Raw genomic sequence first — 14378 nt, 5'->3', positions numbered from 1 at the left:
TGGGGTGCGGGATCCGTTGTGTGCGGTTTTCTAAAGGGAGCCTTAGTACTACCGAATTGGTGACATTTATCTACCTCGTTGTTTGCTCGGCAGATGCGGTCCGATGCTCTGCCCCCCCTTTGGAAATCCACACACAACGTTGTGCCACGTCACTCGGCGCGCCTGTCGCGGCCCTTCCCGGCAGTCTCCCAGTCGATGAACGGTATGTTTCTTGGCGGTTAGCGGTCAGAAACCATGTGGGAACTGTGGAGGGGATTCAGATGTTAAGCGCGCAACATGTCCGACGTTCCATAGCTCTGCAAAGGGGGAAACATGAACGGAATCGTTATCGTGCTCGTTGCGGCCGTGGTGCTGGTCGTCGGGTACCTGCTCTACGGTCGCTGGCTTGCGCGCACGTGGGGCATCGACGAGCAGGCCCTCACGCCCGCCCGCCGCATGGAGGACGGCAAGAACTTCTCGCCCGCCTCGTGCTTCACGACCTTCTCGCACCAGTTCAGCTCCATCTGCGGCGCCGGCCCCGTCACGGGAACCATCGCTGCCATGATGTTCGGCTGGCTGCCGGTGCTGCTGTGGGTTCTCGTGGGCGGCATCTTCTTTGGCGCCGTGCACGACTTTGGCGCGCTCTACGCATCCGTGCGCAACAACGGCAAGTCGCTCGCGCAGCTTATCGAGAAGTACATCGGTCGCACCGGGCGTCGGCTCTTCCTCCTCTTTAGCTGGCTTTTCACCATCATCGTTATCGCGGCATTTGTGGACATGGTCGCGGGCACGTTCAAGGCCACCTTTGACGCCGCGGGCGCGGTGGACGCCGCCGCCTCGTACGCTGGCGGCGCGGCGGGCACCATCTCGATTCTCTTCACCTTTGTTGCCATCGCCTTTGGTTGGATCAACCGCCGCTTTGGCCTTAAGGGCTGGAAGGAGCTTCTGCTTGCCGTGGTGCTCTTTGTGGCGATGTTCGCCGTGGGCATGCAGTTCCCGGTGTACCTCGACAAGCTCGGCTGGTTTGCCGTCATCACCGTCTACCTGCTCTTTGCTGCCGCAATGCCCATCCAGACGCTCAAGCAGCCGCGCGACTACCTCACCTCGATCATGATGCTCGTCATGATTGCGTGCGCCGTGGTGGGCGTCTTTGTGCTCGGTGCCGCCGGTGAGGCGGAGATGACCGCCCCCATGGTGGCCGACCTCGGCGCCCTCGCGGACAAGGGCAGCTATCTCTTCCCGCTGCTCTTTGTCTCCGTGGCGTGCGGCGCGCTCTCCGGCTTCCACAGCCTTGTCTCCACCAACACCTCCTCCAAGCAGCTCTCCAACGAGAGGGACGCGCTTCCCGTGGGCTACGGCGCCATGGTGCTCGAGTCCTTCGTGGGCGTGCTCGCCATCGTCTTTGCGGCGATCATGTTCTCCGACCTCAACACCGCCGGGACCGGCCTGCTCAACAACGGCGCCGCGGCAACGCCGTTCCAGATCTTCTCGCAGGGCGTTGCGCGCGGCATGACCGCCTTTGGCGTGGACTCCACGCTCGCCACCGTGTTCATGACGATGTGCGTCTCAGCGCTCGCGCTCACCTCCGTCGACGCCGTGGCGCGCATCGGGCGCCTCTCGTTCCAGGAGTTCTTCTCCAAGAGCAACGACGCTGCCGAAGAGGCGGGTGCGGGCACCGAGGGCGCGGCCAGGTTCTTCTCTAACACCTGGGTCGCCACCGTGCTTACGCTGGCGCTGGGCCTCGCCCTCGCCTTCGGCGGCTACAACAACATCTGGCCTCTCTTCGGCGCGTCCAACCAGCTGCTCGGTGGCATGACGATGATCATGCTGGCGGTCTTCTGCAAGTGCACGGGACGCAAGGGCTGGATGCTTTACGTCCCCGTGGCGTTTCTGCTGGTTTGCACGTTCACTTCGCTCGTCCAGAGCATCATCGGCTGCGTGAACGCGCTTGCCACGAGTGGTGCGGCGGTGATCGCGACCTCCGGCCTGCAGCTCGTCTTTGCAATCCTGCTGGTGGTTCTTGGCCTCATCGTGGCATACAACTGCCTTCGCGAGCTCTTTACCAAGAACGCAGGCTCCATTCCCGACGAGGAGCCCGAGTGGTCCGAGCTTGGCCGTGATCACTGCGGCAAGTAGCTGCTCGCTTTAGCTGGCACGGGCGGCTCCCGGAGGTTTTTCAGGTCAGAAACGTCCTGGAGCCGCCCTTTTCCCAAGCACGGGCAGCTCTCGGACGATTTTTACCCCAGGGCCGCTACGGCACACAGGCGTCCCGAGGGGACGTCCGGAGAATGGCCCTGGCGCGCTTCTCGTGAGGGTATGCGCGGGCGAGAAGATCGTGAAAGCGCGCGTTGTGGCTGGGCTCGAGCAGGTGGGTGAGCTCGTGGGCCACCACGTACTCTAGGCAGCTGGGGGGATATGCCGCCAGACGCACGTTGATGCGAATGCGTCCCGTCTTTGGGGTGCATGAGCCCCAGCGCGTTGACATCGCTCGCAGCTGCCAGCCGCTCGCGTGCGCTCCGACGGCTTCCTCCATGCGAGAGATGGCATCTGGCAGCCGCGCCGCCAGCTCCCTGCGGTAGAGCTCGTCGGCCGAGGTTCCCTCCGGCAGGCTTACGAGCTTTCCCCAGAGCGGAACGAACCCGTCCTCAGGCTCCGCGGCGCGCTTCTCGCGGCAATCAATTCTCGCGCGCAGCCAGTCCTCGTGGTCATCGAGAAAGCGCTGGGCGGTTTCCAGCGAGGTGCGGAGGGGGACGGAGAGGTGCGCCGTTCCGTCCGAGCGCACGCGCAGGTTGAGCCGCCGAACGCGCCTGCGCTCGACCTCCACCGGGATTCCTCCCGGTCCGCCTGCCATAAGCGTTCTCTTCATGGCGTCCATTCTACGGGTCAAACGACCGCCCGCCTCGGCACGTAAGTTTTTTGGAGGCACGGCAACAGGCGCACCCAACATCGTTCCACGACCAAAGCCCGTGCTGCAGTGTACCCGAGTTGTGCGAGGTGGGTTTGGCGAGGACGGGTTTGGGTACCATGAAAGCGTCATAAAACGCTATCCAAGGAATCCCATGCTCGAGCTCAACGACATCTGCAAGCGCTACACCACGGGCTCCTTCACTCAGGTCGCACTCGACCACGTCTCCGTTGCCTTTCGGGACAATGAGTTTGTTGCGGTTCTGGGCCCCTCGGGCTCCGGCAAGACCACGATGCTCAACATCGTGGGCGGCCTCGACCACTTTGATGAGGGTGACCTCGTGATCGATGGCATCTCCACGCGCAGGTACAAGGACCGCGACTGGGACACCTACCGCAACAATCGCATCGGCTTTGTGTTTCAGAGCTACAACCTCATTCCGCACCAGACCGTCCTCGCCAACGTGGAGCTCGCGCTCACGCTCTCGGGCGTGGGTCGCTCCGAGCGCCGTCGTCGCGCGCTGGACGCCCTCGCGCGCGTGGGCCTCGCTGACCATGTGAACAAGAAGCCCAGCCAGCTCTCCGGCGGCCAGATGCAGCGCGTGGCCATCGCCCGCGCCCTCATCAACGACCCGGAGATCCTGCTTGCCGACGAGCCCACGGGCGCCCTTGACTCGGCTACGTCCGTGCAGGTCATGGATCTCCTCAAGGAGGTCGCGCAGGACCGTCTGGTCATCATGGTCACGCACAACCCGGAGCTTGCGCACCAGTACGCCACGCGCATCGTCGAGCTCTCAGACGGCCACATCACCTCAGACTCCGACCCCTTCGACCCCGCAACGGCCCCGCGCCGCGAGGCCAAGCGGGCCCGGCGCACCTCCATGAGCTTCCTCACGGCCCTTGGCCTCTCGTTCAACAACCTCATGACCAAGAAGGGCCGCACCATCATGACGGCCTTCGCGGGCTCGATCGGCATCATCGGCATCGCGGCCATTCTCGCCCTGGCAAACGGCGTGAACGAGTACATAGCCCGCGTTGAGGAGGACACCCTCTCCAGCTATCCGCTCACCATCAGCAAGCAGAGCATGGACATCTCGGGCATGCTCTCCGAGGACCCTGGCGCAACCGAGCAGTCTTCCCGCGAGAAGGACGGCGATGCCGAGGACCCCGCCCAGATCCCCGAGTTCATGATGCTCACCGACATGTTTGCCTCCGTTGGCAGCAACGACCTCTCCGGCCTCAAGAGCTACCTCGAGTCCGGCAAGGCGGGCATCGAGGACTACGTCAACGCCATCCAGTACGACTACGGCATTACGCCGCTCGTCTACGCTGCCGACACCTCCGACGGAGTCACGCAGCTCAATCCCAACGCGCTCTCCACGGCCATGACCGGCGGCGCCTCGGGGACGGCTACCGCCGGCATGTCCACGGGCGGCATGTCCGTCTTCAACGAGATGATCGACGACCAGGAGCTCCTTGACTCGCAGTACGACGTCGTTGCCGGCCGCTGGGCCACGGAGGCCGACGAGTGCGTGCTCGTGCTCACGCAGAGCGGTCGCATCAGCGACTACACGCTCTACGGCATCGGCGTGCTCGACCCTGCCGATCTCACGGAGATGGTGAGCTCGGCCATGAGCGGAACGGCGGGGGAGACCGAGATTGCCGAGACGGACGTTGACTTCACGTACGATGACGCGCTCGCGCTTGACTTCAAGGTGATCAGCCCCGCCGACGTCTACCGCAGGAACGCCGAGACGGGTGGTTGGACGGACATGTCCTCCGATGAGGAGTTCATGACAGACGCCGTGAACAATGGCCTTGACCTGCATGTGGTTGGTGTCGTGCGCCCCAACGAGAGCTCCGATGCCAAGGCGCTCTCGGCCGGCATCGCCTACACGCCCGAGCTCACGCTTGAGCTCATGGACCGTTCCGACAATTCCCAGATCGTTCAGCAGCAGCTCGAGGACCCCGAGGTCGACGTCTTCACCGGCAAGACGTTCGACACCCTCCAGGAGGAGGCCAAGAAGGGCGTTGACCTCGAGAGCCTCTTCAGCGTGGACGAGGACACCATGCGCTCGGCCTTCTCGTTTGACACGAGCGCCATTGCCGCGGGGTTTGACCCCTCGGGCATCGACCTCTCCGGCATCTCCGTTGACCTCACGAGCGTTGCCAACTCGGTTGACGTGGAGTCGCTCGTCGCGGGCGCCCCCGCCCCGGACTTCTCGGCGATTCTCGACCAGGAGCTGGAGGACCCAACGCTCACGACCGAGCAGCTTGAGGAGGTGGCGCAGCTCGGCGGCCAGCTCAGCCAGGGCTTTGTGGCCTGGTGGGGAGAGAACGCCGGAGCCATTGACCCGGATGACCCCGAGTTTGTCCAGAAGCTCGCAGGCTACTTTGACCAGTACCTTGAGACGGAGGGTGCCCAGGCAATTCTTGCCCAGGTGGAGGCCGTCGCCGGCCAGCCCGTGCGCGACCGCGTCCAGCAGATCGTCTCGGACTACGTCTCCAACAGCCTCGCACCCTATCTGCAGAGCTTCCTCCAGAGCCTGACCTCGCAGATCAGCTCTGCCATCTCCTCCCAGCTCCAGAGCGCCATGGCGAGCGTGCTCGAGCAGTACGCGTCGCAGGCCGTGGCAAGCCTCTCCAACCTCCAGAGCTCCTTTAGCGTCAACGCCGACATGCTCGCGAGCTCCATCCACTTCAACATGGATGCCGAGGACCTTGCCTCGCTCATGGAGAGCTACGCCAACGCGTCCCAGCTCACCTATGACAACAACCTCCAGACGCTCGGCTATGCCACTGCGGACGACCCCGCCGCTATCCAGATCTACCCCAAGGACTTTGAGGCAAAGGAGCATGTGGTCGATGCCATTGACGTCTATAACGACGAGCAGCGCGCCGCCGGAAACGACGACGCCGTCATCAGCTACACGGACTACATGGGCGTCATCATGGGCAGCGTCACGGACATCGTGAACATGATCTCGCTCGTGCTCATCGCCTTCGTCTCCATCTCGCTCGTGGTGAGCTCAATCATGATCGGCATCATCACCTACATTAGCGTCCTCGAGCGCAAGAAGGAGATCGGCATCCTGCGCGCCATCGGCGCCTCCAAGGGTAACGTTGCCAACGTCTTCAACGCGGAGACCTTCATCGAGGGCCTCATCTCGGGCGTCTTTGCCATCGCCGTGGTGGTGGCGGTCTCTGTTCCCGTTAACGCCTGGGTGCTCAGGGACTTTAACGTCGAGAACATCATGAGCCTGCCGTGGACCTCCGCCGCGGTTCTCATCTGCATCTCCGTTGTGCTCACCCTTGTGGCGGGCCTCATCCCGAGCTCCGCCGCCAGCCGACGCGACCCGGTCGAGGCCCTGCGCAGCGAGTAGCGCGGAGGCCGGCCATGAGCGCCTTCGCCACAGGAATCGTGAGAAGCGTCCGATCGTCGCTCGGGCGCTTTCTTGCCATCATGGTGATCGTGGCGCTGGGATGCGGCTTCTTCGCGGGCCTGAGCATGAGCGGCCCGGACATGCGCGCCGCGGCGGATGCCTACTACGACAACACGGGCCTCTGGGACCTGCGCGTCATCTCAACCCTTGGATTTGGCGAGAAGGACGTGGGGCGCCTCGCCTCCGTTGACGGCGTTGACGCTGCGGCTGGGGTCATGTCCGTTGACGCAATGGTGCGCGTTGACACCGAGCAGGTTGCCGCGCGCGTGGCATCGCTCCCTGATGAGTACCTGAGCGGGGAGGAACCCTCGCTCGACCAGCTCATCCTGCGCGAGGGGCGCTACCCCAGCGCAGCGGGGGAGTGCGTTGTCTCCGCCGACGCCCCCGGGCTGGGGCTCAAGCCCGGTGACACCATCGAGGTGCTCTACGAGTCTGGCGAGAATGACGCGCTCTCCGTGCACGAGCTCACCGTCGTGGGTACCGTGAGCTCCTCGAACTACCCCTATACCATCAGCTTTGGATCCACCACGCTCGGCTCGGGCATGCTCGACCAGTACCTTTACGTCTCTGAGGACACCTTTGTTGAGGGCACGCCCTTCTCGGAGATACACCTGAGCGTTGCCACTGCCGAGGACGCGCTGAGCGGGTCCGACGAGTACTGGGACGTGGTGGACGAGGTTAGGGGTCGCATTGAGGCTGATGCTGAGGGCCTGTCCGAGGCTCGCCTGGATGATCTGCGCTTGGAGGCGCAGGACGAGCTGGACGAGTCCCGCGCGGAGTACGAGCGCGAGCGCGCAGACGCGGAGGAGGAGCTTGAGACGTCTCGTGACCAGCTTGACGAGGCCGCGTCACAGATCTCTGCGGCAGAGGAGGAGGTCGCCGCGGCGGGGGCGGAACTCGAGTCGGGCAGGTCCGAGCTCGCATCACGACGTCAGCAGGCCGAGGACGAACTCGCTGCGGCGCTGGCAGCCATTGACTCCTCCCAGAGCGAGCTTGATGCAAGGCGCTCCGAGCTTGAGGCACAGGCATCGCAGGTCGAGCAGGCTCGCTCCTCTTGCGAGAGCGGAGTGAGCGTGCTTCTCGTCGCACTCTCTGAGCAGGGGATCGAGGCGGGGAACCTCGACGCTGCCGTCCAGGCACTCGACGCCGCCATCTCAGAGCAGCGGGCGGCCAAGGAGCAGCTCGTCTCTGCTGTGGAGCAGCTTGCCGCGCTCGAGACCGCCGGCGCGCTCACGGACGAGCAGGCTACCCAGCTTGAGTCCGCGCGGTTCCAGCTCGTCTGCTTGGACACCACGCTGCCGCGGCTCTCCTCCGCGCGCGAGCAGGCCTCTCAGCTCGTCTCCGCGCGCGATGCGGTGAGCGCCTACGATGAGGGCGTGACACAGGTCAAGGCGGCGCAGGCACAGATTGACGCAGCCCGTCAGGAGCTCGCCGAGCAGCGCTCGTCTGCCGAGTCCCAGCTTGACGAGGCGCAGGCGCAGCTTGACGCTGCCGAGGCGGAGCTCGAGCAGGGACGCTCGCAGCTCTCATCCTCTCGCTCCGAGTACGAGGAGGGCCTCGACGCGTGGGAGGACGCGCGGGAGGAGGCCGACGAGCGCTTTGCCGAGGCGGAGGCAGAGCTCAACGACGCCCAGTCCGAGATTAACTCCCTTGAGGCGCCGAGCCTCTACGTGCTGGACCGCTCGCAGAGTGAGGGCGCAGCAACCTATCAGGCGGACTCCGAGCGCATGGACACCATCTCGACGGTCTTTCCGTTCATGCTCTTCCTCGTGGCCGCGCTTGTTGCGCTCACCACGATGACGCGCATGGTCGAGGACGAGCGCGTCCAGATGGGCACATACAAGGCTCTTGGTTACAGCGCGGGCCGTATCGCTGGCCGCTACCTCGCGTATGCCGCGCTGGCTTCCATAACGGGGGCCGTCCTGGGCATTGCCGTGCTCTCCCAGGTGCTCCCGTACGTGGTGATGTATGCCTACGCAATCATCTACGCCGTTCCCCAGCTTCCGCTCCCGCTGACCGTTGACCCGCTCATCGCGCTCACCTCGGGCGGCCTTGGCGTGGGCGTGACGCTCTTTGCCACGCTTGCCGCCGTTGGATCCGCGCTCCGGGAGACTCCCGCCCAGCTCATGCAGCCGCGCGCGCCCAAGGCGGGCCGTCGCATCCTTTTGGAGCGCGTGCGCCCGCTCTGGAGTCGCCTCTCGTTCTTGCGCAAGGTTGCCGCCCGAAACCTCTTCCGTTACAAGAAGCGCCTGCTCATGACCGTCATTGGTGTGTCCGGATGCACCGCGCTCCTTCTGGTGGGCTTTGGCCTTCATGATGCCATCTGGGACATCATCGACAACCAGTTTGGCCCCATCATGCACTACAACACCACTGTCACTCTCGCAGATGACGCTGGCGAGAAGGACGGCGAGCTCGTCGAGGGCCTGCTCGACGATGCCGGCGTGGACCTGCTTTCGCGTGCGAGCCTTCTGAACTTGCGCGCGGGCTCGGACTTCTCTGGGGAGACGCTCTCCATTCAGGTCGTGGTGCCAGAGGACGCCACAGAGTTTGGTCGGGCCCTCTCGCTGCGGGAGCGTGTTTCCCAGAAGCCCCTCTCGCTTGAGGGGGACGGCATCCTCCTTTCCGAGAAGGCTGCGGGCAAGCTTGGGGTCGGCGTTGGTGACGAGCTCGTGCTCTACGCCCAGGATGCGATTGGCAACGCAACGGGCGACGGCGTTGCCCTGCGCGTTGACGGCGTGGTCGAGAACTACGTGGGCAACGTCGCCTATCTCTCTCCCGCGTGCTGGGACGTCCTGGCGCGCGCCGGTGTCTTTGACGATGACGCCCCGTCCTTCTCGACGCTCTATCTCAACGTGAGCGAGGACGCGGGGCTCCGTGACGAGCTTGCCGAGGAGCTTGAGGCGACGGGCGCCGTCTCGACGGTCGTCTTCACGGACGAGACCGTTGAGATGTATCGCGACATGCTCTCCGCCGTTGACCTCATCGTGGTGGTGCTCATCGTCTCTGCAGCGGCGCTCGCGGCGGTGGTGCTCTACAACCTGACGAACATCAATATCGGCGAGCGCGTTCGTGAGATTGCCTCGCTCAAGGTGCTTGGCTTCAAGCGCGGCGAGGTCTATGCCTATATCTTCCGCGAGGTGCTCATTCTCACGCTCCTGGGTGACGTCGTGGGTCTTGTCCTGGGCACGTGGCTCGAGGGCTTTGTCATCGTGACCGCCGAGGTGGACGTGGTGATGTTTGGTCGCGTGATTCACCCTGCCAGCTACGTCTACGCGTTTGTCCTCACGCTGGTCTTCTCCGTGCTTGTGATGCTGATGATGCGCCGCAAGCTCGACCGCATTGACATGGTGGAGAGCCTCAAGTCAGTGGATTAGCGTTCGAGGGCTATACTGGGCGCAGGAGATGGGAGGATCCATGCTGCAGCGTGACTACATCCTGGAGATTATCGGCGAGTTTGTGGGCGGGATTACCGATGCCCTTGGCCGTGCGCTGAGGGGAGATCAATCCGGCTACGCTGACGCGGAGCATGAGATTGCCGACCTCCTTGAGCTCGAGCCCACCACGGCGCTTGCGCTCTCGCCAGACTCGCTCGTCACGATGATGGTGCTCTCCGGCATGGGGGACTCCGTTGCCGCCTACGTGTGCTATGCGCTCGAGCGCCTGGCCGTGCTCTATGAGCGCGAGGGCAATGAGGACCTTGCCGGCCTTAGGCACCTGCAGGCCCGCGCCGTTGGGGAGTCCTTTGGCTGCGATCCCGCGAGCGTTCCCGAGGAGCTCGTCTCGCTCGACGCGGAGCTTTCTTCATAGGCTGACTTCACTCAGCGGCTGCCGGCACCTCTACCTGGCTCATCTCATCACGGTTCCCTCTGTCCCTAAGGCGCGCTTTCACAGAGGCCATCGTGACATAGGTGTTTCGACCTTCTCGGTAGCCCTCAAGAAGGGATGCTCCAAGCAGCTGGGTAATTCGAGCCCTCGATATCCCTAGAAGTCTCGCAGCCTCTGTTGCCGTTATCTTCTCAACGGTTTCCCTGCCCGCCTGAACGGCAAAGACCATGTTAAATCCTCCGTAGCGCGGCGCGTTGCCAAAGGTTGCCGTTGGAAGGGAAAGCCCCTTCATGTCATAGTCCTCAAGGGTCATCTTGAGCCAGTCGACAACCATATGGCACAGCTCGTCCATGCTGTCGCCCTGTGTGGCGCCCCCAAGATCGTACGGAATGGCGACGTAGCCGCTATCGTCTTTCACGATTTCAAATTCAAAGACTCCAAGCAACACGGTTACCTCCGAGGAAGATGAATGTGAGATTGCTGCATGATGAGCCTAAACGTGAGCTCCTTGATTTCTCGATGTCGCGGAACAATCGTTGACCTACCATCCTTATGAATATACTTCTCGTGATTTGTTCCGCCTGCGCTTTCAAAACCATGTATCTCTAGTAGCTTTACGACCTCTCTTCGCTTTACCATGAGCTCTCCCAAAGTATAAAGTCACTTTATAGGTAATTCAATGCCCCAAGGCGTATTGACCTATTAAGGGGTGAGCACATGCTAGTCGGAGGGAATATTCCTTGCTTTGCCGTCATCTTCCACTTGTCTTCACGCGCAGCTAGATGGGACTGAACTATTGAGAAGCACCGGCAAACGGATGGAAAGTCGCCAATGAGCGGTCTAATTGGGGAGTAGCTTGCAAATTACCCTGAACCGAGGCGTTCTGCCCCCCCTCCTTTGTGGTTCGAGGACATATCTCGCATTTTTGTCATCTCGCTGTCACGAATGCGTAAGGAGCTATAAACTCTTGGAATTGCTGAATGTTATCTGACGGGGGTGGGGATGGAGCTCGTAGCGTGGCTGATTCGCGTGTTGTTCCGCGCCCTGAGCCTCTTTCCGCAGCAGCGGAAGATCGTCCTGCTCTCTCGCCAGGCGGCGCGCCCCTTTGACTTCTCGCTCATCGAGCCCGAGCTCGCTCGTCGCTTTCCCAACCATCGCATCGTGTGGTCCTGCGTTGCCACCATCGGCGAGATGAGCGTCCCGCTCATGCTCCAGCAGCTGTGGCACGTTGCCACGGCAGACCTCTGCCTGGTGGACGGCTACGTTCCCGCCGTCTCGCTGCCACGACGCCATCGCGCGCTCGTGGTCCAGGAGTGGCACGCCCTCGGGGCCATCAAGAAGTTTGGCTATCAGTCCCTGGACACCGCGGCCGGGCGCTCGACGCACGCGGCGAGCGCGCTCAGGATGCACCGCGGCTACGACTTTGTGATTGCGGGCATGCCCGGTGCGGTCGAGGCGTTCTCCGAGGCCTTTGACGTGCCCCGGGAGAAGATCGTTCCACTCGGCCTGCCGCGCATTGACTACCTCTGCTCTGATGCGCTCGCCTCCGCGCGAGCCCGCCGCTTCGCCCGAGCCGATAAGGCGCTCAAGGAGGCGTTCTTCACGTACCCCGACGCTTCCTCGTGCGCGCGCACCGTGCTTTACGCGCCCACCTTCCGTAAGGGAAACGACGACCCCCAGTGGCTCGAGCACGCGGTCCTGGCCCTGTGCAGTGCCCTCTCGGGCACCTCAACGAGGCTCGTCGTTGCCGAGCACCCGCTCGACGGCGTCCACGAGTGCGCCCGCGCGCTCGGGACGCCCGTTGCCTTCATGCGCGGCGTGCCCACGATTGACCTGCTCCACACTGCGGATTACGTCATTACGGACTACTCGACCGTTGCCTTTGAGGCGGGCTTTGCTGGCAGACCAACGCTCTTCTACGTCCCGGACATCGAGGAGTACCGCGTATCTCCCGGCCTTAACATCGATCCTCTGCGCGAGCTGTCCACGATCTCCTTTACCGACGCGCACGAGCTTGCCGAGGTCCTTCTCGGCGCGCGGCCCTATGACGCAGAGGCGTTTTCTGCCTTCATGGACGCGAGCTCCCAGGGCGTTCGCGAGGGCTCAATCACCCGGATCGTCGACGCCCTTGAGGACGCGCTTGCTCGCCCCAAGATGCTGGAGTCCGCATGAAGACCATAGGTTCCGCACGAAGGCTCGTTCGCTCCGCGGGGCTTGGCGTGCTCAGGCACCTGCCGCGCACGCGCCTGCTCGTCCGCAAGGCCTACTGGGCCCGTCAGGGGAGGAGCTACCAGCGCCTTGCCGCCAACGTTGAGGTTGACGAGCGGCTCGTGTTCTTTGAGTCCTTTGGCGGGCGCTCCCTCTCGTGCTCGCCGTGCGCGATCTACCTGGCCATGCTCGGCCAGGAGCGCTTTGTGGGCTATCGCTTTGTGTGGAGCTTCAAGGGTGCCGAGAAGACCGCGGAGATGCGCTCGGCCGAGGCGCTCGCGGACCCGCGCGTCTCGGTCGTTCAGCGCGGCTCCGAGGAGTACTTTCGCGCGCTTGCCGCCGCCAAGGTCCTCGTGCTCAACACGCGCCTTCCCGAGTACGTGACGCCCAAGCCCGAGCAGGTCTTTGTCCAGTGTTGGCACGGGACGCCCCTCAAGCGCCTTGGCTATGACGTTGAGATTGAGACCACCAACGCCCTCAACACCACCTCCGAGCTTGCCGACCGCTTTGGCATGGACGCCGCCAAGTGGACCTACCTGCTCTCTCCCTCGCCGTACACCTCGCAGCACCTGGCGGACGCCTTTGGCCTTCCCAAGGAGCGACGCGCCGAGGTCATTCTCGAGGAAGGCTATCCCAGAAATGACGAGATAGCCCTTGCGGCGGCCGATCCCACGCAGGCGAGAAGGGCCCAGGTGCGAAAGCTTCTCGGCATCCCGGGGGGCAAGCGTGCGCTGCTCTATGCCCCCACATGGCGCGACGACTCCTACCAGGCGGGCGTTGGCTACACCTTTGACTACCTCATCGACTTTGATCTCCTGCGCCGCGAGCTGGGGGAGGAGTGGGTGGTGCTCTTCCGCCCGCACTACTACATCGCCAACCACTTTGACTTCACGGCGTACGAGGGCTTTGTCATTGACGTCTCTGCCTGGAACAACGTGAACGACCTCTATATTGCCGCGGACGCCCTGGTGACGGACTACTCCAGCGTGATGTTTGACTATGCCATCCTGCGCCGACCCATCATGCTCTTCGTCCCGGACTACGAGACCTATGCCAACGACATTCGCGGCTTCTACTTTGACCTTGCGGAGATTCCTGGCCCGCACTGCCGCGAGACGGCGGAGCTCGTGCGCACGCTCAAGGACCCGGAGGGGTACTGGGCCCGCTACGGAGAGGCGTACGACGCGTACGTGCAGCGGTTCTGCCCCAAGGACGACGGCCACGCCGCCGAGCGCGTGATCGATCGCATCTGGGGCTAGGCGAGAAGGGCCGGCAGTTCCGTGGACCCGCGCCGACGCTTCTGGCTTTATTGGTGTCGCCAGTGGTCCACGAGTCCGGGTTTGGGGACCTGCACCGTCATTCTCGGCTGAGAAACCGTCGGTTGCGGTCCCCGAATAAGCTGGGGACCGATTCCGACACTTTGGCGAGAAGAACCGTCGGCCAGCGTCCCCTATTTCGGGACCGTGGACCCGCGCCGACGGTTTCTCACACGGTGCCATGTGCAAATCATCCCCTCATAAGTACAATGTAATTCGTCTGTAAGAGACCCGAGTGGGGGAGCGCATGGCTGACATTCCAAACGTTCACTTTTCCTCCGGCGATGACTACAAGGGCATTCGCCGCGTGCTCACGTACGGCACCTTTGACCTGCTGCACTACGGGCACATCCGGCTGCTGCGCCGCGCGGCCGCGCTGGGGGACTACCTCGTGGTGGCCCTCTCGACCGACGAGTTCAACGCCTCCAAGGGCAAGCAGAGCTTCTACTCCTACGGCGTGCGCAAGGAGATGCTTGAGGCCATCCGCTACGTTGACCTCGTGATTCCCGAGGAGAGCTGGGAGCAGAAAATCTCCGACATCCAGACCTACCACATCGACACTGTGGTCATGGGCGCCGACTGGGCGGACAGCCCCCGCTTTGACTACCTCAAGGACTACTGCAACCTCGTCTTCCTCGACCGCACGGACGGCATCTCCACCACGGACGTGAAGAAGGAGCTCAAGGAGTAGCTCGGGCTT

Annotated in this window: 10 protein-coding genes; 7 read left to right on the top strand and 3 right to left on the bottom strand. The window is 63.3% G+C overall.

Annotated elements, in window-relative coordinates; translation table 11 throughout:
• Nucleotides 1-312 precede the first annotated feature (312 nt).
• Nucleotides 313-2115 (top strand): carbon starvation CstA family protein, encoded by a 1803-nt coding sequence (locus tag QUW25_RS02125; RefSeq protein ID WP_289510587.1) that lies wholly within the window; start codon nt 313-315, stop codon nt 2113-2115.
• A gap of 115 nt (nt 2116-2230) precedes the next feature.
• On the opposite strand, the gene QUW25_RS02120 is transcribed toward QUW25_RS02125, so the two are convergent.
• Complete coding sequence (locus QUW25_RS02120; RefSeq protein WP_289510586.1) at nt 2231-2845, bottom strand: M48 family metallopeptidase; 615 nt, start codon at nt 2843-2845, stop codon at nt 2231-2233.
• Between the two features lie 193 nt (nt 2846-3038).
• Between QUW25_RS02120 and QUW25_RS02115 the strand changes: the two genes are divergently transcribed.
• From QUW25_RS02115 to QUW25_RS02105, 3 genes are read left to right on the top strand one after another with little or no spacing between them, the layout of a single operon-like run.
• On the top strand, nt 3039-6266 hold the full coding sequence (locus QUW25_RS02115) for an ABC transporter ATP-binding protein/permease (RefSeq protein WP_289510585.1): 3228 nt from the start codon (nt 3039-3041) through the stop codon (nt 6264-6266).
• Nucleotides 6267-6280: 14 nt separating this feature from the next.
• The gene (locus QUW25_RS02110; RefSeq protein WP_289510584.1) at nt 6281-9703 is read left to right on the top strand and encodes an ABC transporter permease; all 3423 of its coding nucleotides are present in this window, start codon (nt 6281-6283) and stop codon (nt 9701-9703) included.
• Nucleotides 9704-9743: 40 nt separating this feature from the next.
• Entirely contained in the window at nt 9744-10136 is a 393-nt protein-coding gene (locus tag QUW25_RS02105; protein ID WP_289510583.1) for a hypothetical protein, read from the top strand.
• A 7-nt stretch (nt 10137-10143) separates the two neighbouring features.
• Here QUW25_RS02105 and QUW25_RS02100 read toward each other — a convergent pair whose 3' ends face one another.
• Both QUW25_RS02100 and QUW25_RS09975 read right to left on the bottom strand, forming a co-directional pair.
• Nucleotides 10144-10602 (bottom strand): helix-turn-helix domain-containing protein, encoded by a 459-nt coding sequence (locus tag QUW25_RS02100; protein ID WP_289510582.1) that lies wholly within the window; start codon nt 10600-10602, stop codon nt 10144-10146.
• 2 nt (nt 10603-10604) lie between these two features.
• A complete protein-coding gene (locus QUW25_RS09975; RefSeq protein ID WP_354003619.1) occupies nt 10605-10793 on the bottom strand; it encodes a type II toxin-antitoxin system HicA family toxin in 189 nt (62 codons plus the stop codon).
• Between the two features lie 363 nt (nt 10794-11156).
• On the opposite strand from QUW25_RS09975, the gene QUW25_RS02095 reads away from it, so the two are divergent.
• From QUW25_RS02095 to tagD, 3 genes are all read left to right on the top strand, one after another.
• Complete coding sequence (locus tag QUW25_RS02095) at nt 11157-12326, top strand: CDP-glycerol glycerophosphotransferase family protein (protein ID WP_289510581.1); 1170 nt, start codon at nt 11157-11159, stop codon at nt 12324-12326.
• A complete protein-coding gene (locus QUW25_RS02090; protein ID WP_289510580.1) occupies nt 12323-13621 on the top strand; it encodes a CDP-glycerol glycerophosphotransferase family protein in 1299 nt (432 codons plus the stop codon). Before QUW25_RS02095 ends, QUW25_RS02090 begins: the two co-directional genes overlap by 4 nt.
• A gap of 304 nt (nt 13622-13925) precedes the next feature.
• Nucleotides 13926-14369 carry a glycerol-3-phosphate cytidylyltransferase gene (gene tagD, locus QUW25_RS02085; protein ID WP_354003618.1) on the top strand — a complete coding sequence of 148 codons (444 nt, stop codon included), beginning with the start codon at nt 13926-13928 and terminating at the stop codon, nt 14367-14369.
• The last annotated feature ends 9 nt before the right edge of the window (nt 14370-14378 follow it).

The organism is Thermophilibacter provencensis (assembly GCF_030372065.1).
GTDB lineage: Bacteria > Actinomycetota > Coriobacteriia > Coriobacteriales > Atopobiaceae > Thermophilibacter > Thermophilibacter provencensis_A.
Note: the sequence above shows the minus strand (reverse complement) of the source record. Positions and strands in the feature narration are given on the sequence as shown.

Coding starts and splice junctions, on each gene's coding strand:
- QUW25_RS02115 (WP_289510585.1), top strand. CDS start 3,039: ATGCTCGAGCTCAACGACATCTGCAAGCGCTACACCACGGGCTCCTTC.
- QUW25_RS02120 (WP_289510586.1), bottom strand. CDS start 2,845: ATGAAGAGAACGCTTATGGCAGGCGGACCGGGAGGAATCCCGGTGGAG.
- QUW25_RS02105 (WP_289510583.1), top strand. CDS start 9,744: ATGCTGCAGCGTGACTACATCCTGGAGATTATCGGCGAGTTTGTGGGC.
- QUW25_RS02110 (WP_289510584.1), top strand. CDS start 6,281: ATGAGCGCCTTCGCCACAGGAATCGTGAGAAGCGTCCGATCGTCGCTC.
- QUW25_RS02125 (WP_289510587.1), top strand. CDS start 313: ATGAACGGAATCGTTATCGTGCTCGTTGCGGCCGTGGTGCTGGTCGTC.
- QUW25_RS02095 (WP_289510581.1), top strand. CDS start 11,157: ATGGAGCTCGTAGCGTGGCTGATTCGCGTGTTGTTCCGCGCCCTGAGC.
- tagD (WP_354003618.1), top strand. CDS start 13,926: ATGGCTGACATTCCAAACGTTCACTTTTCCTCCGGCGATGACTACAAG.
- QUW25_RS09975 (WP_354003619.1), bottom strand. CDS start 10,793: ATGGTAAAGCGAAGAGAGGTCGTAAAGCTACTAGAGATACATGGTTTT.
- QUW25_RS02090 (WP_289510580.1), top strand. CDS start 12,323: ATGAAGACCATAGGTTCCGCACGAAGGCTCGTTCGCTCCGCGGGGCTT.